Here is an 18,869-nt window from a genome sequence, read left to right on the forward strand (position 1 = left end):
GCGCATGCAGACTCTTGACCGTCTGGGGCTGAGTGTCCCGGTTTTTCAGGCCCCGATGGCCGGGGTGGCGACGCCCCTGCTGGCGGCGGAAGTCTCCATGGCCGGAGGGCTGGGCGGGCTGGGTCTCGGCTCAGCCCGCCCCGCGCAGGCGCGTGCTATGATGGCGGAAGTCCGGGCCAGAACCGACCGTCCCTTTAACGTCAATCTGTTTGTGCATCAGACACCCCGGCAGGACCCGGAGCGTGAGGCGCGCTGGCTGGACTGGCTGAAACCGGTTTTTGCAGAATACGGGGCGGTGCCGCCTGAAAAATTGTCTGCGTCCTATACAAGTTTTCTGGATGATCCGGAGATGATGGCGCTGCTGCTTGAGGTCAGGCCAGCCGTTATCAGCTTTCATTTTGGCCTGCCGCCCGCAGCCTGTGTGACGGCGCTCAAACAGGCAGGCGCAGTGCTGCTGGCGAGTGTCACCAGCCCGGCGGAAGCCCGCGCGGCAGAAGCGGCCGGGATGGATATGGTCGTGGCGCAGGGGATTGAGGCCGGAGGGCACCGGGGTATTTTTGACCCCAATGCACCGGATGATGCACTGGGCACCTTCGCACTGGTGCGTCTGCTCAGCCGCCAGTGTCATGCCCCGGTGGTGGCAGCGGGCGGCCTCATGGATGGGGCAGGTCTTGCCGCAGCGCTGGATCTGGGGGCCGTGGCGGCCCAGATGGGCACGGCTTTTCTGCTCTGCCCGGAAACCGGCCTTGAGGACGGATACCGAAAAACCCTGATGGGGCAGGCGGCTTTTCATACCCGTCTGGTCAGTCTGATTTCAGGCCGCCCTGCGCGCGGGCTCTCCAACCGGTTTACCGCGCTTGCGGAACAAGCGGATAAGCCCGCCTGCCCGGATTACCCGATTGCGTATGATGCGGGGAAAGCGCTGGCCAAAGCTGCCCGCGCACAGGGGGATGCAGGTTTTGGGGCGTACTGGGCCGGGCAGGGCGCGCCACTGGCCCGCGCAGTGCCAGCGGGGCGGTTGATTCGGGAAATCTGGTCTGACTATCAGGACAGCGTGAAACAGCAGAAACGCTCAGCGGAGCGCGAGGGGCAGGTCTGAGACCGGCCTCCCCGGCCAGCGTCAGTCTGAGGGGATCTGGTCCGCAAACGGGTCCGGGTTGTAGCCAACGCCTGTCAGATACAGGCCGGTCGGCGGGGCTGTCGGGCCTCCCGCCGTGCGGGAGCGGGCTTCCAGTGCGGTGGTAATCCGCTCCGGTGTCCAGCGTTCCCGGCCGACAAGAATCAGCGTGCCGACCATGTTGCGCACCTGATGATGCAGGAAAGACCGCGCGCGGGTGCGGATATGAATTTCTTCTCCCACACGTTCCACGGTCAGACTGTCCAGCGTGCGGACCGGGTTTCTGGCCTGACAGGCGGCGGCGCGGAAAGAGGTAAAATCATGCGTGCCCACAAGCCTGTCCGCTCCGGCGCGCATCAGGTCCAGATTCAGGCGGGCGCGTACATGCCACATATGGGTGGCCCCAAGCGCCGGAGGGGCCGGTCGGTTGATAATGCGGTACAGGTAGGAGCGCCATGTGGCGGAAAACCGCGCACTCCATTTGTCCGTTACCCGCGCGGCCTGAAGCACGGCGACGGTGTTGGGCTTGAGGTGATAGCTCAGCCCATCCCGCACGATATGGGGGGCTAGGTTCATATCCGCGGGAAAGTCCAGATGCGCGACCTGCCCCGTGGCATGGACGCCGGCATCCGTGCGTCCGGCGGTAATGCTGGAAACGGGACGTCCGTTCGCCATACGGGTCGCGGCGGCTTCCAGAAGGCTCTGGACGGATGTGCCCTCATTCTGCTTTTGCCAGCCGACGAGACCCGTGCCGTCATATTCAATTTTAACGGCCCAGCGCTGGAACGCATCCCGGTTTTCCGCCGCAGCGTGCGGGTCAGACGGGAAAATGGGCGAACGATCCTGCAGGACCAGCGGCTGCTCTGTCATACGCTGTCTGGAGCAGCGGGGGGCGTGTGGTAGAGGCGGGTGCCAGCGGGAACAGGCTGGCCACGCAGGAAGGCCTCCGCGTCCATCATGCCGCGCCCCGGTTTTTGCAGGCGCGTCAGGCGCAGGGCACCCTCGCCGCAGGCAATGGTCAGGGCATCGTCCAGCGCCGTGCCAGGCGGGGCCGTGTGCGTGCGACCCGGCAGCGGGGTGGCCGCACCAATTTTCAGCACCGTGCCATCCGCCTGCACGGTAAAAGTGCCGGGCCATGGCGTGAGGGCGCGAATACGCAGGTCCAGTGCGCTGGCGGGCTGGGACCAGTCAAGACGCCCGTCCTCCCGCGTCAGCATGGGCGCGTAGGTCACGCCCTCTTCCGGTTGCGGGATGGGGGCAGGGTGGTCCGCCAGAACGCGCACGGCAAGCTGGCCTCCAATGGCGCTCAGCGCATCATGCAGGCTGGTTGCGGTGGTCTCAGTTGTAATCGGTACAGCCTCACGCAGCAGCATGGGGCCGGTATCCAGCCCGGCTTCCATCTGCATGATGGTCACGCCGCTTTCTGTATCGCCTGCCAGAATGGAACTCTGAATGGGGGAGGCCCCGCGCCAGCGCGGGAGCAGGCTGGCATGAATATTCAGGCAGCCAAGGCGCGGCGCATCCAGCATGACCTGCGGCAGAATGAGGCCATAGGCGGCCACAATGGCGGCATCAGCCTTGAAGGCGGCAAAAGTGGCCCATTCTTGCTCATTTTTGCGGAGCTTTTCCGGGTGGCGCACTGGCAGGCCGAGGGCTTCCGCCGCCTGCTGCACGGGGGAGGCCCGCAGCGCCTTGCCCCGGCCAGCGGGGCGCGGAGGCTGGGAATACACAGCGACAATCTCGTGCCCTGCGGCATGGAGGGCGTGCAGGGCAGGCACCGCAAAATCCGGCGTGCCCATAAAGATAAGACGCATGGTGTCCGGCCCTCCGGCTTATTTCCGCTTCTGTTCCTTGGCCAGCCGCCGCAGGATCATGTTCCGGCGCAGCACGGAGAGGTGATCCACAAACAGGATACCTTCCAGATGGTCAATTTCATGCTGCATGCAGGTGGCCAGCAGGCCGTCCACTTCACGCTCCATGACATCGCCATTCACCGTGCGCCACTGGACGCGCACTTTCTCCGGCCGGGTGACTTCCGCGTACTGGTTGGGCAGGGAAAGGCAGCCTTCCTCCCGCGCGGCCAGTGTCTCTGTCTCGGCAATTACTTCCGGGTTGATCATGACAATCGGCTCACGGGCCTCTTCCTCGCCCAGATCAACCAGCGCGAAGCGCAGGCCGAGCCCCACCTGCGGGGCGGCCAGCCCGATGCCGGGGGCGGCATACATGGCGGAAAACATGCTGGGCAGAACCCGGCGGATATCCGCCATATCTTCCGGTTTGACCTCACGTGTTTTGCGCCGCAGCACAGCATGCGGGGCAATGAGGATGGGCATGGGAGCGGCATCTGCCGCCGCAGCGGAAAAAGCTGCGTCTGTCATGGCTGCGTCTGTCATACGCCCGATTTAACCTCCCGCGTCCGGCTGCGCCAGAGGAAGATGTTCAGGATGTGCCAAAAACCGTGGGAAATATGCCGCACTCGCGACTCAGATGATGCAGGAGCGCGCCTGAGCGGCCTTTTCAGGCATGCGTGGGCCTCCGTGCAGTCTTGCGTTTGGCCGCGTGTCTCCCATATCGTGAGGAAAGCCGGGTGCCATGAAGGGCCCGGTTTCTGTCTCGCTCAGAAAGGGGAGGCTTTATGTCTGGCAGAGTATTTGGCTCACCCATGTTCCTTGGTTTTGACCATCTCGAGCAGATGCTTGAGCGGGCCAGCAAAGGCAATGGCGATGGGTACCCACCTTATAACATTGAACAGATAGCCCCCAACGGGCTGCGCATTACGCTGGCGGTGGCGGGATTCCGGATGGATGATCTCCAGATCACGCAGGAAGACAACCAGCTGGTCATTCGTGGTCGGCAGGTGGAAGATGGTGAGGAGCATGTGTATCTGCACCGTGGCATTGCCTCCCGCCAGTTCCAGAAGGCTTTTGTGCTGGCTGAAGGCATAGAGATTGGCGGGGCCTGGCTGGATAACGGCCTGCTGCATATTGATCTGTTCCGCCCGCAGCCGGAAGTGCGCGTCAAGCGGATTGAAATCATGCAGCCCAGCAGCACAAAAACGGCAGCCGCTGCGGCGGGTGGTCTGAAGCCCCGTTCTTCCCGCATGCTGCATAAGGTGGTGGAGGACTGAGCCGCCGGGCGCAGGCTGGTGGATCTTTTTCCGCCGGACAGCGTTGGTTTTCTAGAAACGGAAAGGAGACACCATGAGAGTCACGACCCGTAACGGACGTGTTGTTCTTATGCCCGATGAGTCGGATAAACCGTTGGATGTCCATCAGCTTTCCGAAAAACAGTTTCGGTCTCTGGGGGTTGCCAATGTCGCCTACGTGCGCCCGGCCCTGACGGAAGATGGCGAGGAAGGCTGCGCCATTCACGCTGCTGACGGCTCCCCGCTGGCCGTTGTGGAAGATCTGGAAACCGCGTGGGGGGTTATCCTCCAGCACGATATGGTGCCAGCCAGCCTCCAGTAACAGGCCTTCCATTCATTGATCTTTCCAGTCGCCGGTCTTTGTCATTTTCTGACCCATTAAAAACTCTGGCCCATTAAAAAACCCTGCCACGGGACGGATGAAAAATCCGCTGTGTGGCAGGGCCTTTTTTTGGGCGGTAGGTGCTCAAGGCGTCCTTCAGGACGGCCCCGTATCCACCCACCCGATATTCCCGTCATCACGCCGGTAGACCAGATTGATCTGCTGGTTCTTCCGGTTGCGGAAAAGCAGAATGCTGCATGCGGCAAGGTCAAGCCGCATGACGGCCTCACTCACGCTCAGGCTCGGGATATCCGTGGTGTGTTCCGCAATAATCGCGGCATAGGTCTCGGCTTCTGCCTGAGCCTCATGGTCCGTGCCGTGGTCCGGCCTGTCCTGCCGGGCTTTTGTGGCGGGCGGGGCGGATTGCAGCACATAGGAGCGACCGGTTTCCTGCGTGACATCCGCCTTGCTGGTGCGGGCGTGGGTTGTCACGCGGCGATGGTAGCGGCGAAGGCGTTTGGCAATATGTTCGGCGGCATCATCAAACGCGGCGTTGGCGTCAGCGGCTTCGCCCTCACCGCGCAGGGTCAGGCCACGGCCCGCATGCACGTTGATATCACAGGTGAAGAAGGACCGGGCTTTGCTGAAAGTCACATTGGCTTCCAGCGCCTTGTCAAAGTATCGTTCTGCAAGGCCGCCCAGGTGAGCATTGACCCGGTGCTTGAGCGCATCGGACAGAGCAATCTGTTTACCGGAAACATGAATATGCATCGGATGTCGTTCCTTGCTGGTTAAAAGCAGGACCGTCTTTGCCTGAGCGCGGAGCCGTAACAGATGCAGCCCTCTCTCAGGCGCAGGCGGTTTGACTCGTCAGACACGGAGCCTATGCCCGCGTGCCTGAACGTATTTGGGCATGTCCGGGCCGCGTCTGTCTACGGTTTTATGACAGTTTTAATGCAGGAACCCGAAGGGGCATGCAGCGTTACGGCGCGAGGATTTCGGCCCGTTTCTCAAAAAACCGCACGCTTCGGGGTTGCTGAGGCGGAAAGCTGGCGCATACAACACAGAACAGAGTTGCAAGCCAGACAGGATGCCATGCTTTTAAGATCCAGCCCGCCCGTCAACATGCCAAAGATGCGCCGCAAGTGGCGGGTCAAGGTAATGATCCTGCTGGCGCTGCTGGCCGCCTATGGCAGCATCATGTGGTACATGACGCATTACAAGCCGCCGATGGAACGGGTGGTGATTCCGGTGGAGGTGGTCAGGCAGAAGACCCGTGCCGGTCTTGCGGCCCCTCCGGCCCCGGTGCCGGAACTGGAGCCAGCGCCTCCGATGCCCGAAATTGCGCTGCCACAGTTAGTAATTAAAGGGCGGCAGTAAGGAGACCGCGCCTTACAGCGAGAAGCTTTCGCCCAGATACACGCGGCGCACATCCTCGTTCGCAACAATTTCTTCCGGTATGCCCTGCATCAGCACCTGCCCGCTGTGCATGATGTAGGCGCGGTCGATCACTTCCAGCGTCTCACGCACGTTATGGTCGGTAATCAGCACACCAATGCCACGGTCTTTCAGGTGCGAGACAAGGTCACGGATTTCCCCCACCGCAATGGGGTCAATCCCGGCCAGCGGTTCATCCAGCAGGATATAATGCGGCTGGCTGGCCAGTGCGCGGGCAATTTCCAGACGCCGCCGCTCACCGCCTGACAAAGCGAGGGAGGGAGAGCGGCGCAGATGCGAGATACCAAATTCACTCAGCAGTCCGTCCAGCATCACTTCCCGCTGGTCCGGGTCACGCTCCACCACTTCCAGCGCGGCCATAATGTTCTGCTCAACATTCAGCCCACGGAAAATACTGGCTTCCTGCGGCAGATACCCAATGCCCAGCCGCGCACGGCGGTACATGGGGAGCTGCGTGATATCCGCGCCATCCAGCGTGATGGAGCCGGTATCCGGCTGCACAAGGCCCACAATCATGTAGAAGCTGGTGGTCTTCCCGGCCCCGTTCGGCCCGAGTAGGCCCACGGCCTCGCCCCGGTGCACTTCAATGGAGACGTTTTTCACCACCTCGCGCTTTTTGTAGGATTTGCCAATGCCATTGGCAAACAGGCCCTGCCCGGGTGCATGGGGGGCGTTCAGGTCGGCCGGTTCAGGCCCCGGCCCGATGATCTGATTGTCCACGGCTTCGTCCGAGGTCCAGCTGATCTCCTGCGTCATCTGTTATTTCCTGTCCGATCCGTCGCCATTGTTCGGCACAACCAGCCCGCTTACGCGGCTGCCGGGGCGCTCGGTCATGGTTGCCAGACCTGTATGCATGTTGATGATGGCGGCAGCGCCTTGAATCTGGTTTGGCCCGCGGGTGATGTGCACATTCCCCACAATACGGGCAATGCCGGTATCCGGCACGTAGACGCCGCGATCCCCGGTGACGGTTTCCGTCTGGGTGCGGACCCACACATGGCCAAACGCATTGACCTTTTCCAGCTTGCCAGAACCATTTGCCAGCGGGTCGGACGAGGTCTGGCCCGCATCCTTCTTCTGGTCCGCAGGCTGGGCGGACTGGTCTGGCGGGGCGCTGTAGCCCACCAGCACATCCGCGCGGATCTGCCGGTTATCATTGGTGGTGACCGTCGCGTTGCCACGCCCGATGGAAATACGCTGCTGCGAGTAATATTCCATGGAATCCCGCGCCGTCAGAATATCCTGCGGGGTGGTGAGCTTCAGGGCATTGCCCGTCATCACCAGCACGGCCTGATCCATGTCATACACGGCCTTATCGCCCCAGCCCTGATCGGTCTGGGTGTAGATATGCACATGCCCGACGGCTTCCAGCCGGTAAATTTCATTCGCGCCGGAGGAATCCGGGTCCCCACCGCCTGCTTTGCTGTCAGCCGGTTTTCCGTCCGCAGGCTTGGTATCTGCCGGGGCCGGTGTGCTGGCCGGAGCAGGCGGCTGGCCGGTTGGGGCGGCGGGGGTGCCTGCGGCTGCGGCGGGTGCGTTGGGGCCGGCGGGTGTGCCTGCTGCGGCATCATCCGGGGCCGGGGCACCATCCGGCGTGGTTTTCTTGCGGTAATAGGCAATCAGCTTGTCTGCCGTGACCGTGACATCGCCACGCACGGCCTTGGCCTGATCATACGCAGTGACTTTTTTCTGGTTCTGGTCCCAGTCAAACCCACCGGCTGCGGTGACGGTAATCTGCCCGCCGTGGGAAAGGTCGATCGACTGGGCATGGGCTGTGCCGCAGAACAGAGCCGCCACCATTGGCAGGGCCATAAGGCCCGGAGCCACAGCCAGCTTAGCGGAAGGAGGGAGCAGACGCATGTTCAGGAAGCCTTCCCATCAGCCGGATGGCTGCCGCGGTCATCATTCAGGATCAGTCGGCCCGGCCCGCGGAACTGGGCAATGCCCTCATGCTGAGACACCAGATATCCTTTTGCATCAAGCACGCCAAACGGCCCTTCTGCCCGCACCCACGCGTTGGATGCAATAATGCCCGTACGGATGTTCACATCCGCCACAGGGCTGCGCATCATAAGGCCATCATCACGATACAGGGTTACTTCTCCGGTGAGGTCAAGAATCTGTGCATGCTGCATGTAGACGCCTTTTTCCGATCGGACCAGCAGCCAGCTTCCGCCCTGACTGAGGATATCCGCCACCGGGTCTGTCAGATCCATCCGTTCCGGGTTGGCCTGATGCGCGCTGTCCGCCGTCACCATAAAAGGTCGATTATGTTCATCCACACCCCGGTAGGTCGCGCCGATCAGATTCCCGCTTTCAATCTTGACCCTTGAGAGATCTTTCAGCGCCGCCTTGTTGGCGTTAATCAGCCGGTCCACTTCCGGCCAGACCGCAATGGAGCTGAGCAGCAGCAGGGCCGTGGCGGGCAGAACCCATTTGGCCCAGCGCAGCAGCAACCGCCTGCGGGCGAGTTCCGCGGCGTCCGGCGGCAGGCGGCGGGGTGCTGAGGGCGCCATGCGCTCACGCTGCTGGCGCACGCTCTCCTGCGAGCGCGCAAAATCATCACGCTGGGGGGGACGGTCAGCGGGGTCGGTCATCCCACGCCCGCCCGCAGCAGGTCATGCACATGCACAACGCCCATCGGGCGGCGGTCCGCGTCCAGAATGAACAGGGAGGTAATGGGGCGGTCACGTTCGTTCATCATGCGCAGCGCATCAGCAGCAAAAATGTCAGGCCCTATGGTAAGAGGGTGACGGTTCATGACATCCTTTGCCAGCGTGGTTGTCAGATCAAGGTCCAGCGCACGGCGCAGGTCACCATCCGTGATCAGCCCCGCCAGACGGCCATTATGGTCCAGAATGCCAATGCAGCCTAGGGCTTTGCACGTCATTTCCATAATCACGTCCCGCATAGGGGTGTCTTCCTGCCCCAGCGGGATATCCGCGCCGTTATGCATCAGCTCCTGCACGGTGCGCAGGCGGCTGCCCAGACGGCCTCCGGGGTGAAAATTGCCAAAATCGCTGGCGGTAAAGCCGCGCTGGCGCAGCAGGACCACGGCCAGCGCATCCCCAAACGCCAGTTGCATCAGGGTGCTTGTGGTCGGGGCGAGGCCCATCGGGCAGGCTTCCGGCATGGCAGGGAGCGTCAGGGCTACATCCGCCGCGGAGGCCAGTGTGGAGTTTGCCCGGCTGGTCACCGCCAGCAGCGGCAGCCCTGCCTTGCGGGTATGGGCTGCGATATCGCCCAGTTCCGTCGTCTCGCCCGAGTTGGAGAAGGCCAGAACGGCATCCCCCGGCTGCACCATGCCCAGATCCCCGTGGGAGGCTTCTGCCGGATGCACAAACAGGGCGGAGGTGCCGGTGGAAGAAAGGGTTGCCTGAATTTTCCGCGCCACATGGCCGGATTTACCAATGCCCGTTACCACCACGCGGCCGGACACGCTCAGCAGAATCTCCACCGCGCGGGCAAACGCGCCGCCCAGCCCGTCCGGGTCCTGCAAGGCGTGGACCAGCGCATCCAGCCCGGTGCGTTCCGTCTGGATCACGGCTGCGGCCTCGGTCGCGAGAGTGGCGGGAGAGGCCGGTAGAGTGCGGTCTGTCATGCGGGGCGGGTTCCGGTCCGGTCGGGATCAGGCGCGGTGGGAGAAAATATCGGGGTCTTCATACCCCAGAAGGTCAAGCCGGGCACGCGCGGGCAGGAAGTCGTAACAGGCCTGCGCCAGATCCCGGCGGCCTTCACGCACCAGCAGCGCATCCATTTTTTCCCACAGCGCATGCAGATACAGCACATCGGACGCAGCATAGGCCAGTTGTTCCGGCTTGAGGTTTGTCGCCCCCCAGTCGGACGTCTGCTGCTGCTTGCTCAGTTCCACTCCCAGAATGTCCCGGCACAGGGCGGCCAGACCGTGGCGGTCCGTAAAGGTGCGGACCAGACGGGCGGCTATTTTGGTGCAGACCACGGGGCTGACGGTAATGCCCAGCGCATGCTGGAGAATAGCGACGTCAAACCGCGCGAAATGCATGATCTTGGTGACGGCAGGATCGGCCATCAGGCGTTTGAGGTTGGGGCAGTCATACCCTTTACCGCCGAGGGATTCCGGGATGATCTGCACCAGATGCGCCGTGCCGTCTCCGGCGGAAAGCTGCACAAGGCACAGCCGGTCACGATGGGGGTTGAGGCCCATGGTTTCCGTATCCACGGCAACGGACCCGGTAAAGGTCAGCCCGTCGGGCAGGTCGTTATGATGAAGGGTGATGCTTCCCTCGGAAGAGGTCCGGGATGCGTTCATGACCCGCTCCTGCCTTGTTGTTGATCAGGCTCAGACGGATACAGCCGGGATGCAGGAATGTCCATTCCGGACACTCTGCCAGAGCTTTCAGGCGATTTGATGGTGAAGTCCTGCGGGAGTACTCCAGCCGGAACATGCACGAGAGTAAGGGCGGCGTCGCTCTTATCCCGGACGGCAAAGGCAAGCCGCCCGCTGGCCTGAGCTCTGAGTGTTCCAGAAGCGTATCTGGCGTGTGTTTGGGTGCGGGGATGCAGGATGTAGGTGCAGAAATAGGCCGGGTTTTCAGGATGCGTTTCAGGACGCCGGGAGTGTGCCGTTCCGGGATTCCTGCACGGCAAGCAGGGTCAGCCGTGCCTCGTTTTTCTTCAGGAAACGCCCCATGGCAATCATGCCACCAACCGCCGCAATGCCAATGATGATTCCGGCCGGGCCGGAAACTTCGGAGATCTTGCGGCCCAGCGCATAAGTGCCCAGCGCATAGCCGCCTGCCCAGCAGGTGCCCCCCAGCGCATTGAACAGCATGAAGCGCGGCCAGTGCATACGGCAGGCCCCGGCCAGCACGGCCACAAACACCCGCACGACGGAAATAAACCGGCCACAGAAGACAATGGCGCTGCCGTGGTGATGGAACAGATATTGCCCCAGAATCAGCCGGTCGGCATTGAGCCCGAAGCGCGGGCCGTATTTTTGCAGCAGGGGCAGCCCGACCCTGCGGCCAATGACGTAGCCGATGTTATCGCCAATAATCGCCCCGGCCACAGCCGCAACCGCCACCCAGCCAATGGCGAGGTGATGCGTCTTGAGGCAATAGAGCGAGGCCGTGATGATGCAGGCCTCAGCCGGAACAGGCACCCCCATGCTCTCCATCATGACAATCAGGGTAACAATGCCGTAGCCGTAATGCTGAAGCAGCGTGTCCAGATGGTGCAGCAGGGGTCAGGTGTCCTTGTGCAGGAGGGTGCGACAGAACCGCGCAGGGTAGGCGGACCATGCCGCAAACCTCTGCCGGGGAGAAGGCAGGCTGCGGCATGGCAGTTCTTCGGTCGTCCCGCAGAAGGGCGTGGGATGAAGGAGTTTAGTAATCCTGATCTTCATCAGGGAATTCATCATCCTGATTGTCGCCGAGATAATGGTCGGCGTAATTTGTCATTTCTTCAATAATGTCTTCGCTTTCTTCCGCGCGCTGGCGTTCTTCTTCATCTTCTTCCTGCTGAAGGAGCATGAGTTCATAGGCTTCGTCTTCAGCGGAGTTGTCGTAAAGATCGTCATCACCAGAGTGGAGCGGGCGGTTTGGCATTTTGAAAAACTCCCTTGCGAATCATCCGTTCTTCGGCAGTTTTATCAGCAGACTATGACGGCTGCACTTTCAATTTTCTGTTCAGGTAACTTGCCGGATAGTCAGACGCTCCGCCCACCCGGCGGGGCTGCAAGCCGTGCGGCGAGAAGACCGCCTGCGGCCTGTTTTTTGCCGCGCACCACGGCGGTATCCAGTGCGGAGAGAAACGCGGAGCGGTCTTTTTTGGTAAAGCTTTTCCCGCCGCCCGTCATGGTGCCCGTGGAGCGGAGGTCTTCCATCAGATTGCGCATGGCCAGCGCCATGCCGATGGCGTTTTCATCCAGAATGCGGCCGGTGGGGTTCAGCACACACGCGCCTTTTGCCACGCAGCGGGCGGCCAGCGGAATGTCTGATGAGATGACGATATCATGTGCCTGAGCATGTTCGGCAATCCAGTCATCCGCCACGTCCATGCCGTCCGTCACTACAACCCGTTCAATCTGCGGGGAGGCCGGAGCCGCCAGCAGGCGGTTGGAGACGACATAGGTTTTCAGCCCGTGGCGTGCGGCCACCTGATAGGTTTCATCCCGCACCGGGCAGGCATCGGCGTCTATAAAAATACGTATCATGGGCGCAAGCCTATGCCCTGCTGCAAGCGGGTGGCAAGGCCGCAGGGCCGCCGCCTGCACGGCGCGGCGTTCCCGAATGTCCCGCTTAAAGGGGGATAGCCCGGCAGGGGCAGTTTGCGGTAGGGAGGGGGCTGAACAAGATAGCTCAGGGTTTTTCATGCGTCCTCCCCGTTCTGGCCGTCCGCCCCGCCGCTCACGCGGTTCTTCTCCCGCTGGGCGTGAGGGGGCCGCGCCCGCTGGTACCTGCTGGCTGTTTGGCACGCATGCCGTGGCTGCCGCGCTGGCCAACCCGAACCGGGTGTTCCAGCGCCTGATGGTCACGGAGCCTGAACATCCCGCCCTTCTGGCTGCGAAGGAGGCCGGGGCCGTTATCCGCATTGAGCCGGAAATTGTGCAGCGCGCCCGGCTGGATGATCTGCTGGGGGAAGAGGCCGTGCATCAGGGTGTGGCTGCGCTGGTTAAGGCGCTGCCGAACCTGACGCTGGAAGAAGCTCTGGCCCGCCCCGGCCCGGTGCTGGTGCTGGATCAGGTGACAGACCCGCGCAATGTGGGTGCCATTCTGCGTTCTGCCGCCGCCTTTGGCGCGGCCTGCCTTGTGGTGCAGGACCGCAATGCCCCGGAAGAAACCGCTGTGCTGGCCAAGGCGGCTTCCGGCGCGCTGGAGACGGTGCCGATGGTGCGGGAAGTTAATCTTTCCCGGGCGATTGAGGCGTTGCAGAAAGGTGGCTGCTGGACAGTCGGGCTGGATGCGGGCGGCGGCCTGCTGGATGGTCCGTCCTTCAAAGGCCGCCGCGTGGCACTGGTGCTGGGGGCGGAAGGCAAGGGCCTGCGCCGCCTGACGCGCGAAAGCTGTGACGAGATTGCCGGGCTGTATATGCCCGGTGAGATGGAAAGCCTGAACGTGTCCGTTGCGGCGGCTGTCGGGCTTTATGAACTGGCGCGGGAACGCATGCCCAGCACATACCAGCCCCCGGCAACAAAAAAGCCCACGTAAGAGCCGATATCCGCCCCGTTCAGCCACCGGGCGACGGGGCCGGTATAAAGCTGGCTTTCTGAAAACAGCAGGATGGTCAGCACCGAGGTCACGGCAAAAATCGTGGCTCCGTACGTCCAGCCCGGCGGTACCGGGCGGGGCTGGCGCGTGCCGCAATACCAGTCGGCCAGCACAATGCCGATCCACGGTGCAATCCAGTACATCGTGACCAGCAGATAATCCGTATAAAGGGCTGTATAGCGCCCCGCTCCGGCCACAGCCAGCCCGTAGCCCAGCAGAGCGGTCAGGATGGCAGCGGTCACGCGCGGTACATGCAGTCCTGCGGAAATCAGGCTGTAACTGGCCGTATTATCGTTAAACGAATTGCCGGTAATGGAAGAGAGCGCAATGGCGGCCAGCGCCACAGCCCCCAGCGGCCCCATAGCCTGCTGGAGCGAGGCAATGACGGCGGTGGGGGAGGGGTTCGCCACGCTCCCGGCACTGATCAGCCCCAGAATCTGGAACGGGATGGCGGAACTCAGCAATCCGGCCAGCGCCAGCCAGACGACCTTTTTCGGGTCCGTATCCGCAGGCAGATAGCGCGTATAATCCGAGGAATAGGACGCCCATGAGAGGTTGAAGCTGACCAGAATCCCCGTGGCCAGCAGGAAGGTGGACAGGCTGACGGGATGATGCGCGGTAATAGGCGCAGACCCGCGCACGGCAAACACAACGCCCATCAGAATAAAGGTAATGAGCAACAGCCCGCCCAGATATTTCTGCACGGCCTGCACCACATGATGCCCGTAAATGGAGGCCACCATCTGCACCGAGGCCAGAACGGCCAGCGCCAGCCAGAACGGCAGCGCCACGCCTGCCAGCATGAGCAGCGCCATCAGGGCTGTGGCGGCGGGCACGTTGTTCACGGCGTCCCACCCCACGCAGTAAATCCAGTTCAGGAAGGCCGGAGGGCGCACACCCAGCCGCCCCAGCGCGCGGCGCGAGGCTTCCATCTGTGTCAGGCCGGTGGCGGGGCCAATAGAGGCGGCAAGGGCCACCGGCAGCGCGCCGATCAGATTGCCCAGCAGCACTGCCAGCACCCCGGTTTTAAAGTCCAGCCCCAGACTAATGAGCAACGCGCCCGTCACCCAGCCGCCCGGCCCCAGATTAGGGGAAAAATGGCTCCAGAACACCTTGTCCAGCGCCATGGTTTTCTGCGCTGCCGGGACAGGTTCCCGCACGGAGGCTTCGGAAAGGTCCTCCATCAGGCCGGACGGCGTGCGGGGGGGCGTGGAGGGCTGGGTCATGCCGGGCGGGTCCTGAAGCGGGATGGCCTGAAAAGCAGGCAGGGCTGCATGGAAAGGGACTGATCAAAAAGCCGGGAACGGGGCCGGGCGGCAGAGGCTGGACGGTCAGGACAGGTCCGGTTCCGGCATGCTGCCCGCGGCCCCGGTGGGCTGGTGGTTGTAATAGGCTTCCGCCAGACGGATGGGCAGCAGGTCCATAAAGCGGGACCCGGCCACCAGCCAGCGTGGGAAGATAATGCGCCGTTCATTACGCCGGAGTCCACGCAGAATACGGCGGCTTGCGTGATCCACATCCGTCAGCCCCGGCATGGGGAAGCGGTTGCGGGCCACCATCGGCGTGTTGAGAAAGCCGCAGACAACGGATGTCATCAGAATGCCCGCCTGCTTCATGTTGCCGCCCGTTGCAACCATAAAGCGATCCACCGCCGCCTTGGATGCACTGTATGAGGGTGTTCCGGGATAGGATACAACTCCTGCGACAGATGAAATGGCGCAGAGTCGCCCGCGCATGCCGTCCGCCGCCCTCGGCTGGCGCCGCATGATCTGCAGGGCTGGCAGCAGCGTGTTCAGAACCCCTTCCACATTGGTGGTGATCATCCGGCGGATCTGGGCGTCCGGCTCATACGGCGCATCATCCGGGCCGGGTGCGCGCCGGGTGCCGCCGGTAATGCCCGCGCAGGCCAGAACCATGTCCAGATGGCCGGTCGTGTGAATCCATTCTTCCATGGCGAGCCGGTCCGTTACGTCACACAGCCGGATGTCTGCCGCAGCCCCGCGGGAGATGCACTGGCGGGCTGTGTCCGTCAGCCGCTGGCTGTTGCGGCCGCCCAGAAAAAGTCTGCGGCCAGGGCGGGCCAGTGTCAGAGCCAGCGAGCGCCCCAGTCCGGAGGAAGCGCCGGTAATCAGAACGGTATCGTGTTTCATGTCGCCCTCTTAACCTGAGACTGTTAGAAGATCTCCCCATTATGGCACCCCGACGGCACTTGTGGCAGAGACGCCGGGTGGAGTGTGCGTTGAAAACACGTCAAGAGTGGGAAAGTCCGGGATGTCGAACGCAGTGTCTGATCAGGGTAAGGCCATCAAGCGGCGGGGGGTGTGCTTTGTTATTTCCGCGCCGTCAGGGGCCGGAAAATCGACCATTGCGAACGCGCTGCGGGCGTCTGACCCCAGGCTGCGGCACTCTGTTTCCGTCACCACACGCCAGCCGCGCCCCGGTGAGAAAGAGGGGGTGCATTACCACTTCCGCACCATGGAGCAGTTTGAGGAGATGGCTGCGCAGGGAGACCTGCTGGAATGGGCCACGGTGTTTGGCAGGGGCTACGGCACCCCCCGTGCCCCGGTGGAAGAGGCGCTGAACGCCGGACACGATATGGTGTTTGATATCGACTGGCAGGGCCACCAGCAGATTCGCGCCGCCCTGCCTGATGACGTGGTGAGCCTGTTTGTGCTGCCGCCGTCTCTGGCCGAACTGGAGCGCCGCCTGAATTCCCGTGCTTCTGACCACCCGGATGAAATTGCCCGGCGTATGGCGGCTGCGCGGGATGAAATTTCCCATTGGCGCGAGTTTGATCATGTGGTGGTGAATACGGAACTGGACCGCGCCATTTTTGAAGCCCGCGCGGTGCTGACGGCCGGACGCCTGCTTACGCGGCGGCAGACCGGGCTGGCGGAGTTTGTTCAGACATTCGGAGCCTGACGGGCATGGATTTTTCCTCGGTTTCTGTCCTCTGTCTGGGGGATGTGATGCTGGACCGGTTTCTGTACGGCACCATGGAGCGCATCTCTCCTGAGGCCCCTGTGCCGGTGCTGCTGCTGGAGTCCCGGCGGGAAATGCCCGGCGGGGCAGGGAATGTCGCCAACAACATTATCTCTCTGGGCGGGCGTGCCATTCTGGTCGGGCTTGTCGGGCAGGATGAGGCCGGGGCAGTGCTGCGGGAGGCGCTGAGCCAACAGGAGCGGGTGGTGGATGCCACCGTCCGCACCACCGCGCGCCCGACCATCTGCAAGACCCGGTTTATTGCCGTGCATCAGCAGGTCGTGCGTGCGGATGAAGAAAGCCGGGTGCCGCTCCAGCCGGAAGAGGCCGAGGCTCTGTGCCGCGCCATTGATGCACAGATTGATCAGGTTCAGGCCGTTGTGGTGTCTGACTACGGCAAGGGCGTGTGCAGCCCCGCCGTGCTGACGCATGTGTTCGCCATGGCCCGTGCGCGGAGCATACCGGTATTTGTGGACCCCAAAACGGCGGATTACACCCAGTATCGCGGGGCGACCTGCATCACGCCCAACGCGAAGGAACTCGCGCTGGCCTCCGGCCTGCCGGTCGTGACGGAAGAGCAGGCGGAACTGGCGGCCCGCACCGTGATGGCGCATGCGGAGGCCGCGGCCATTCTCGCCACACGGTCAGAAAAAGGCATGATGCTGGTGCGGCGGGATGGCCCGGTGCTCTCCGTGCCCGCCCGTGCGCGGGAAGTGTTTGATGTGTCCGGCGCGGGGGATACCGTGATTGCCACCATGGCGCTGGGTGTGGGCGCCGGCATGACGTTCGAGCAGGCGATGCGCGTGGCCAATGCCGCAGCCGGTGTTGTGGTGGGCAAGCTGGGCACGGCCACGGCGGATATTCAGGAAGTGCTGCACGAGCTGGAAGAACAGTCCGGCCCGGACCAGATGCCGCATCTGCTTCCGCTCTCCGCCGCCTGCGCGCAGGTGCAGCGCTGGCAGGCGCAGGGGCTGAAGGTGGGCTTTACCAACGGGTGTTTTGATATCATTCACCCCGGCCACGTTGGCCTGCTGGCGGAAGCCCGCGCCGCGTGTGACCGGCTGGTGGTGGCCCTCAATACGGACGCCAGCGTCAGCCGCCTGAAAGGCCCGGCCCGGCCTGTCAACACGCTGGAATCCCGCGCCCGCGTGATGGCCGCCATCCGGTATGTAGACGCCGTGGTGTCTTTTGATGAGGATACTCCACTGGAGACGATCCGCACCCTGATGCCGGACGTGCTGATTAAAGGCGCGGACTATAAACCGGAGCAGGTTGTGGGGGCTGATCTGGTTACAGGCAATGGTGGCCAGCTTGTGCTGGCCACGCTGGCGGCCGGACACTCCACAACGGCTACGATTGGACGGATTCAGCAATCATGAGTCGCACATTGCCCCCCAACCCTCTGACAGATGCACAGACCGACGGCGCACCGCTGCCTCTGGTTGCCGTGCGGGACCGGTTTTCGGACTGGCTGTTCCAGAAAGCTCTGCCGTTCTGGGCCACAACAGGGTGTGACGGCACCCCGCATGAGCTGGCTCTGCTGGGCGCGCAGGAACATCTCACGCTGGAGGGTGAGCCCGCTTTGCCGCCGTTCAAGCGGGTGCGGGTGCAGGCGCGGCAGTTGTTTGCGTTCTCGTGGGCTGCGTTGCAGGGGTGGGAAGAGGGTGTGTCCCGTGCGCACGGCATTTTCCGGTTCCTGCTGCATGCCCACCGGGAGGACGGGGGCTGGGCGCGCACCTTAACGCGTGAAGGCGCGGTGAAGGATGCCACGGCGGACCTGTATGATATCGCGTTTGTTGTGTTTGCTCTGGCCTGGTACGGGCGGCTGGAAGGTTCAGGCCGTGCCGAAAAACTGGCGCGGGACACTCTGGGCTGGGTGCACCAGCATATGGCCACGCCGGACGGTGGCTTTCTGAACTGGCTGCCCGATGACGGTGCCCCCCGGCAGCAGAACCCCCACATGCATCTGCTGGAAGCCGCACTGGCTCTGTATGGTACCACGCAACATGAGGCCGATCTGGCTCTGGCCCATACGTTATATGAGCTGTTCCGCACCCGTTTTCTGGACCCTGTAACGGGTACGCTGGGCGAGTTTTTCACAAAAGACTGGCAGCCGGTTCCGGGTGAGGCCGGGCAGTGGGTGGAGCCGGGGCATCATTTTGAATGGGTGTGGCTACTGGGGGAATATCAGCGCCTGACGGGCGTGGAGACGTCCGAGCCCGCCTTGCGGCTGGCCAGCTTTGCCACCCGCTTTGGCCTTGAGCCGGAGACGGGCCGGGTTCGGGATGTTCTGGCGCGCGACGGGTCTGTTCTGCGCGGTGGCTCCCGCCTGTGGGTGCAGGGGGAAGCCCTGCGCGGTATCCTGAGCCGTGACAGGCTGGATAGCCGGGGGATTGCGGTCCTGCTGGCGGAAAATCTGCTGGACCATTATTTTACCGGCTGCCCGGTTGGCACATGGGTGGACCAGCTGGATGCGGCGGGCGCACCGGCTGTAACCAAAATCCCGACCAGCTCCCTCTACCACATCATCACCGCGTTTGATGCACTGGATCTGGCGGCAAAGCAGGCCACAAAGCCCGTTCTGCCAAAGCTGTAAGG

Annotated in this window: 22 protein-coding genes; 8 read left to right on the plus strand and 14 right to left on the minus strand. The window is 62.9% G+C overall.

Annotated features, from left to right (window positions below; all coding sequences use genetic code 11):
• Window positions 1–4 precede the first annotated feature (4 nt).
• On the plus strand, window positions 5–1,099 hold the full coding sequence (locus JK199_RS02975; RefSeq protein ID WP_212373789.1) for an NAD(P)H-dependent flavin oxidoreductase: 1,095 nt from the start codon (window positions 5–7) through the stop codon (window positions 1,097–1,099).
• Between the two features lie 21 nt (window positions 1,100–1,120).
• On the opposite strand, the gene truA is transcribed toward JK199_RS02975, so the two are convergent.
• Genes truA through def form a run of 3 tightly spaced genes read right to left on the minus strand, consistent with a single transcriptional unit; the run spans window position 1,121 to window position 3,510 of the window.
• Window positions 1,121–1,987, minus strand: a complete 867-nt coding sequence (gene truA / locus JK199_RS02980) for a tRNA pseudouridine(38-40) synthase TruA (RefSeq protein WP_212373791.1) — start codon at window positions 1,985–1,987, stop codon at window positions 1,121–1,123.
• Complete coding sequence (gene fmt, locus JK199_RS02985) at window positions 1,984–2,931, minus strand: methionyl-tRNA formyltransferase (RefSeq protein WP_212373793.1); 948 nt, start codon at window positions 2,929–2,931, stop codon at window positions 1,984–1,986. The genes truA and fmt overlap by 4 nt, the downstream gene beginning before the upstream one ends.
• A gap of 18 nt (window positions 2,932–2,949) precedes the next feature.
• Window positions 2,950–3,510 carry a peptide deformylase gene (gene def / locus JK199_RS02990; RefSeq protein WP_179194581.1) on the minus strand — a complete coding sequence of 187 codons (561 nt, stop codon included), beginning with the start codon at window positions 3,508–3,510 and terminating at the stop codon, window positions 2,950–2,952.
• A 242-nt stretch (window positions 3,511–3,752) separates the two neighbouring features.
• On the opposite strand from def, the gene JK199_RS02995 reads away from it, so the two are divergent.
• Window positions 3,753–4,244: an Hsp20 family protein gene (locus JK199_RS02995; protein WP_212373795.1), complete on the plus strand. Its 492-nt coding sequence runs from the start codon at window positions 3,753–3,755 to the stop codon at window positions 4,242–4,244.
• Between the two features lie 109 nt (window positions 4,245–4,353).
• Window positions 4,354–4,584, plus strand: a complete 231-nt coding sequence (locus JK199_RS03000; RefSeq protein WP_370684596.1) for a DUF1150 family protein — start codon at window positions 4,354–4,356, stop codon at window positions 4,582–4,584.
• Window positions 4,585–4,740: 156 nt separating this feature from the next.
• On the opposite strand, the gene hpf is transcribed toward JK199_RS03000, so the two are convergent.
• Complete coding sequence (hpf, locus tag JK199_RS03005) at window positions 4,741–5,355, minus strand: ribosome hibernation-promoting factor, HPF/YfiA family (protein ID WP_212373797.1); 615 nt, start codon at window positions 5,353–5,355, stop codon at window positions 4,741–4,743.
• 324 nt (window positions 5,356–5,679) lie between these two features.
• Between hpf and JK199_RS03010 the strand changes: the two genes are divergently transcribed.
• Window positions 5,680–5,964: a hypothetical protein gene (locus JK199_RS03010; protein WP_212373799.1), complete on the plus strand. Its 285-nt coding sequence runs from the start codon at window positions 5,680–5,682 to the stop codon at window positions 5,962–5,964.
• A 12-nt stretch (window positions 5,965–5,976) separates the two neighbouring features.
• On the opposite strand, the gene lptB is transcribed toward JK199_RS03010, so the two are convergent.
• From lptB to JK199_RS03050, 8 genes are all read right to left on the minus strand, one after another.
• On the minus strand, window positions 5,977–6,798 hold the full coding sequence (lptB, locus tag JK199_RS03015; RefSeq protein WP_099050337.1) for an LPS export ABC transporter ATP-binding protein: 822 nt from the start codon (window positions 6,796–6,798) through the stop codon (window positions 5,977–5,979).
• Between the two features lie 3 nt (window positions 6,799–6,801).
• The gene (locus JK199_RS03020) at window positions 6,802–7,902 is read right to left on the minus strand and encodes an LptA/OstA family protein (protein WP_212373801.1); all 1,101 of its coding nucleotides are present in this window, start codon (window positions 7,900–7,902) and stop codon (window positions 6,802–6,804) included.
• Window positions 7,903–7,904: 2 nt separating this feature from the next.
• Window positions 7,905–8,639 (minus strand): LPS export ABC transporter periplasmic protein LptC, encoded by a 735-nt coding sequence (gene lptC / locus JK199_RS03025; protein ID WP_212373803.1) that lies wholly within the window; start codon window positions 8,637–8,639, stop codon window positions 7,905–7,907.
• Window positions 8,636–9,643 (minus strand): KpsF/GutQ family sugar-phosphate isomerase, encoded by a 1,008-nt coding sequence (locus tag JK199_RS03030; RefSeq protein ID WP_212356142.1) that lies wholly within the window; start codon window positions 9,641–9,643, stop codon window positions 8,636–8,638. Before JK199_RS03030 ends, lptC begins: the two co-directional genes overlap by 4 nt.
• Window positions 9,644–9,670: 27 nt before the next feature.
• On the minus strand, window positions 9,671–10,330 hold the full coding sequence (locus JK199_RS03035) for a ribonuclease D (protein ID WP_212373805.1): 660 nt from the start codon (window positions 10,328–10,330) through the stop codon (window positions 9,671–9,673).
• Window positions 10,331–10,624: 294 nt separating this feature from the next.
• Window positions 10,625–11,188 (minus strand): DedA family protein, encoded by a 564-nt coding sequence (locus tag JK199_RS03040; RefSeq protein ID WP_244984858.1) that lies wholly within the window; start codon window positions 11,186–11,188, stop codon window positions 10,625–10,627.
• Window positions 11,189–11,405: 217 nt separating this feature from the next.
• Window positions 11,406–11,627: a hypothetical protein gene (locus JK199_RS03045; RefSeq protein WP_212373809.1), complete on the minus strand. Its 222-nt coding sequence runs from the start codon at window positions 11,625–11,627 to the stop codon at window positions 11,406–11,408.
• Window positions 11,628–11,728: 101 nt separating this feature from the next.
• Window positions 11,729–12,235, minus strand: a complete 507-nt coding sequence (locus tag JK199_RS03050; protein WP_212373811.1) for a YaiI/YqxD family protein — start codon at window positions 12,233–12,235, stop codon at window positions 11,729–11,731.
• Window positions 12,236–12,392: 157 nt separating this feature from the next.
• On the opposite strand from JK199_RS03050, the gene rlmB reads away from it, so the two are divergent.
• Window positions 12,393–13,229 (plus strand): 23S rRNA (guanosine(2251)-2'-O)-methyltransferase RlmB, encoded by an 837-nt coding sequence (gene rlmB, locus JK199_RS03055; RefSeq protein WP_212373813.1) that lies wholly within the window; start codon window positions 12,393–12,395, stop codon window positions 13,227–13,229.
• Here the strand turns inward: rlmB and JK199_RS03060 are convergent.
• Window positions 13,163–14,515: a purine-cytosine permease family protein gene (locus tag JK199_RS03060; RefSeq protein WP_244984859.1), complete on the minus strand. Its 1,353-nt coding sequence runs from the start codon at window positions 14,513–14,515 to the stop codon at window positions 13,163–13,165. The genes rlmB and JK199_RS03060 overlap by 67 nt on opposite strands.
• Before the next feature lie 105 nt (window positions 14,516–14,620).
• The gene (locus JK199_RS03065; RefSeq protein ID WP_077930278.1) at window positions 14,621–15,439 is read right to left on the minus strand and encodes an SDR family NAD(P)-dependent oxidoreductase; all 819 of its coding nucleotides are present in this window, start codon (window positions 15,437–15,439) and stop codon (window positions 14,621–14,623) included.
• Window positions 15,440–15,560: 121 nt separating this feature from the next.
• Between JK199_RS03065 and gmk the strand changes: the two genes are divergently transcribed.
• Genes gmk through JK199_RS03080 form a run of 3 tightly spaced genes read left to right on the plus strand, consistent with a single transcriptional unit; the run spans window position 15,561 to window position 18,867 of the window.
• Complete coding sequence (gmk, locus tag JK199_RS03070; RefSeq protein WP_086655720.1) at window positions 15,561–16,211, plus strand: guanylate kinase; 651 nt, start codon at window positions 15,561–15,563, stop codon at window positions 16,209–16,211.
• 5 nt (window positions 16,212–16,216) lie between these two features.
• Window positions 16,217–17,650 carry a D-glycero-beta-D-manno-heptose-7-phosphate kinase gene (gene rfaE1 / locus JK199_RS03075; RefSeq protein ID WP_212373815.1) on the plus strand — a complete coding sequence of 478 codons (1,434 nt, stop codon included), beginning with the start codon at window positions 16,217–16,219 and terminating at the stop codon, window positions 17,648–17,650.
• Window positions 17,647–18,867, plus strand: a complete 1,221-nt coding sequence (locus tag JK199_RS03080) for an AGE family epimerase/isomerase (protein WP_212373817.1) — start codon at window positions 17,647–17,649, stop codon at window positions 18,865–18,867. The genes rfaE1 and JK199_RS03080 overlap by 4 nt, the downstream gene beginning before the upstream one ends.
• Window positions 18,868–18,869: the final 2 nt, after the last annotated feature.

It is taken from the genome of Acetobacter persici, from assembly GCF_018256955.1.
Taxonomy (GTDB): Bacteria; Pseudomonadota; Alphaproteobacteria; order Acetobacterales; family Acetobacteraceae; genus Acetobacter; species Acetobacter persici.

Excerpts from the sequence above, each read along its gene's own strand:
- rlmB (WP_212373813.1), top strand. The coding sequence starts at position 12,393 with ATGCGTCCTCCCCGTTCTGGCCGTCCGCCCCGCCGCTCACGCGGTTCT.
- JK199_RS03030 (WP_212356142.1), bottom strand. The coding sequence starts at position 9,643 with ATGACAGACCGCACTCTACCGGCCTCTCCCGCCACTCTCGCGACCGAG.
- JK199_RS03010 (WP_212373799.1), top strand. The coding sequence starts at position 5,680 with ATGCTTTTAAGATCCAGCCCGCCCGTCAACATGCCAAAGATGCGCCGC.
- JK199_RS03050 (WP_212373811.1), bottom strand. The coding sequence starts at position 12,235 with ATGATACGTATTTTTATAGACGCCGATGCCTGCCCGGTGCGGGATGAA.
- JK199_RS02995 (WP_212373795.1), top strand. The coding sequence starts at position 3,753 with ATGTCTGGCAGAGTATTTGGCTCACCCATGTTCCTTGGTTTTGACCAT.
- gmk (WP_086655720.1), top strand. The coding sequence starts at position 15,561 with ATGTCGAACGCAGTGTCTGATCAGGGTAAGGCCATCAAGCGGCGGGGG.
- JK199_RS03060 (WP_244984859.1), bottom strand. The coding sequence starts at position 14,515 with ATGACCCAGCCCTCCACGCCCCCCCGCACGCCGTCCGGCCTGATGGAG.
- def (WP_179194581.1), bottom strand. The coding sequence starts at position 3,510 with ATGACAGACGCAGCCATGACAGACGCAGCTTTTTCCGCTGCGGCGGCA.
- JK199_RS02975 (WP_212373789.1), top strand. The coding sequence starts at position 5 with ATGCAGACTCTTGACCGTCTGGGGCTGAGTGTCCCGGTTTTTCAGGCC.
- hpf (WP_212373797.1), bottom strand. The coding sequence starts at position 5,355 with ATGCATATTCATGTTTCCGGTAAACAGATTGCTCTGTCCGATGCGCTC.
- rfaE1 (WP_212373815.1), top strand. The coding sequence starts at position 16,217 with ATGGATTTTTCCTCGGTTTCTGTCCTCTGTCTGGGGGATGTGATGCTG.
- fmt (WP_212373793.1), bottom strand. The coding sequence starts at position 2,931 with ATGCGTCTTATCTTTATGGGCACGCCGGATTTTGCGGTGCCTGCCCTG.
- JK199_RS03020 (WP_212373801.1), bottom strand. The coding sequence starts at position 7,902 with ATGCGTCTGCTCCCTCCTTCCGCTAAGCTGGCTGTGGCTCCGGGCCTT.
- JK199_RS03045 (WP_212373809.1), bottom strand. The coding sequence starts at position 11,627 with ATGCCAAACCGCCCGCTCCACTCTGGTGATGACGATCTTTACGACAAC.
- lptC (WP_212373803.1), bottom strand. The coding sequence starts at position 8,639 with ATGACCGACCCCGCTGACCGTCCCCCCCAGCGTGATGATTTTGCGCGC.
- JK199_RS03065 (WP_077930278.1), bottom strand. The coding sequence starts at position 15,439 with ATGAAACACGATACCGTTCTGATTACCGGCGCTTCCTCCGGACTGGGG.
- truA (WP_212373791.1), bottom strand. The coding sequence starts at position 1,987 with ATGACAGAGCAGCCGCTGGTCCTGCAGGATCGTTCGCCCATTTTCCCG.
- JK199_RS03080 (WP_212373817.1), top strand. The coding sequence starts at position 17,647 with ATGAGTCGCACATTGCCCCCCAACCCTCTGACAGATGCACAGACCGAC.
- JK199_RS03035 (WP_212373805.1), bottom strand. The coding sequence starts at position 10,330 with ATGAACGCATCCCGGACCTCTTCCGAGGGAAGCATCACCCTTCATCAT.
- JK199_RS03040 (WP_244984858.1), bottom strand. The coding sequence starts at position 11,188 with ATGGGGGTGCCTGTTCCGGCTGAGGCCTGCATCATCACGGCCTCGCTC.
- JK199_RS03000 (WP_370684596.1), top strand. The coding sequence starts at position 4,354 with ATGCCCGATGAGTCGGATAAACCGTTGGATGTCCATCAGCTTTCCGAA.
- lptB (WP_099050337.1), bottom strand. The coding sequence starts at position 6,798 with ATGACGCAGGAGATCAGCTGGACCTCGGACGAAGCCGTGGACAATCAG.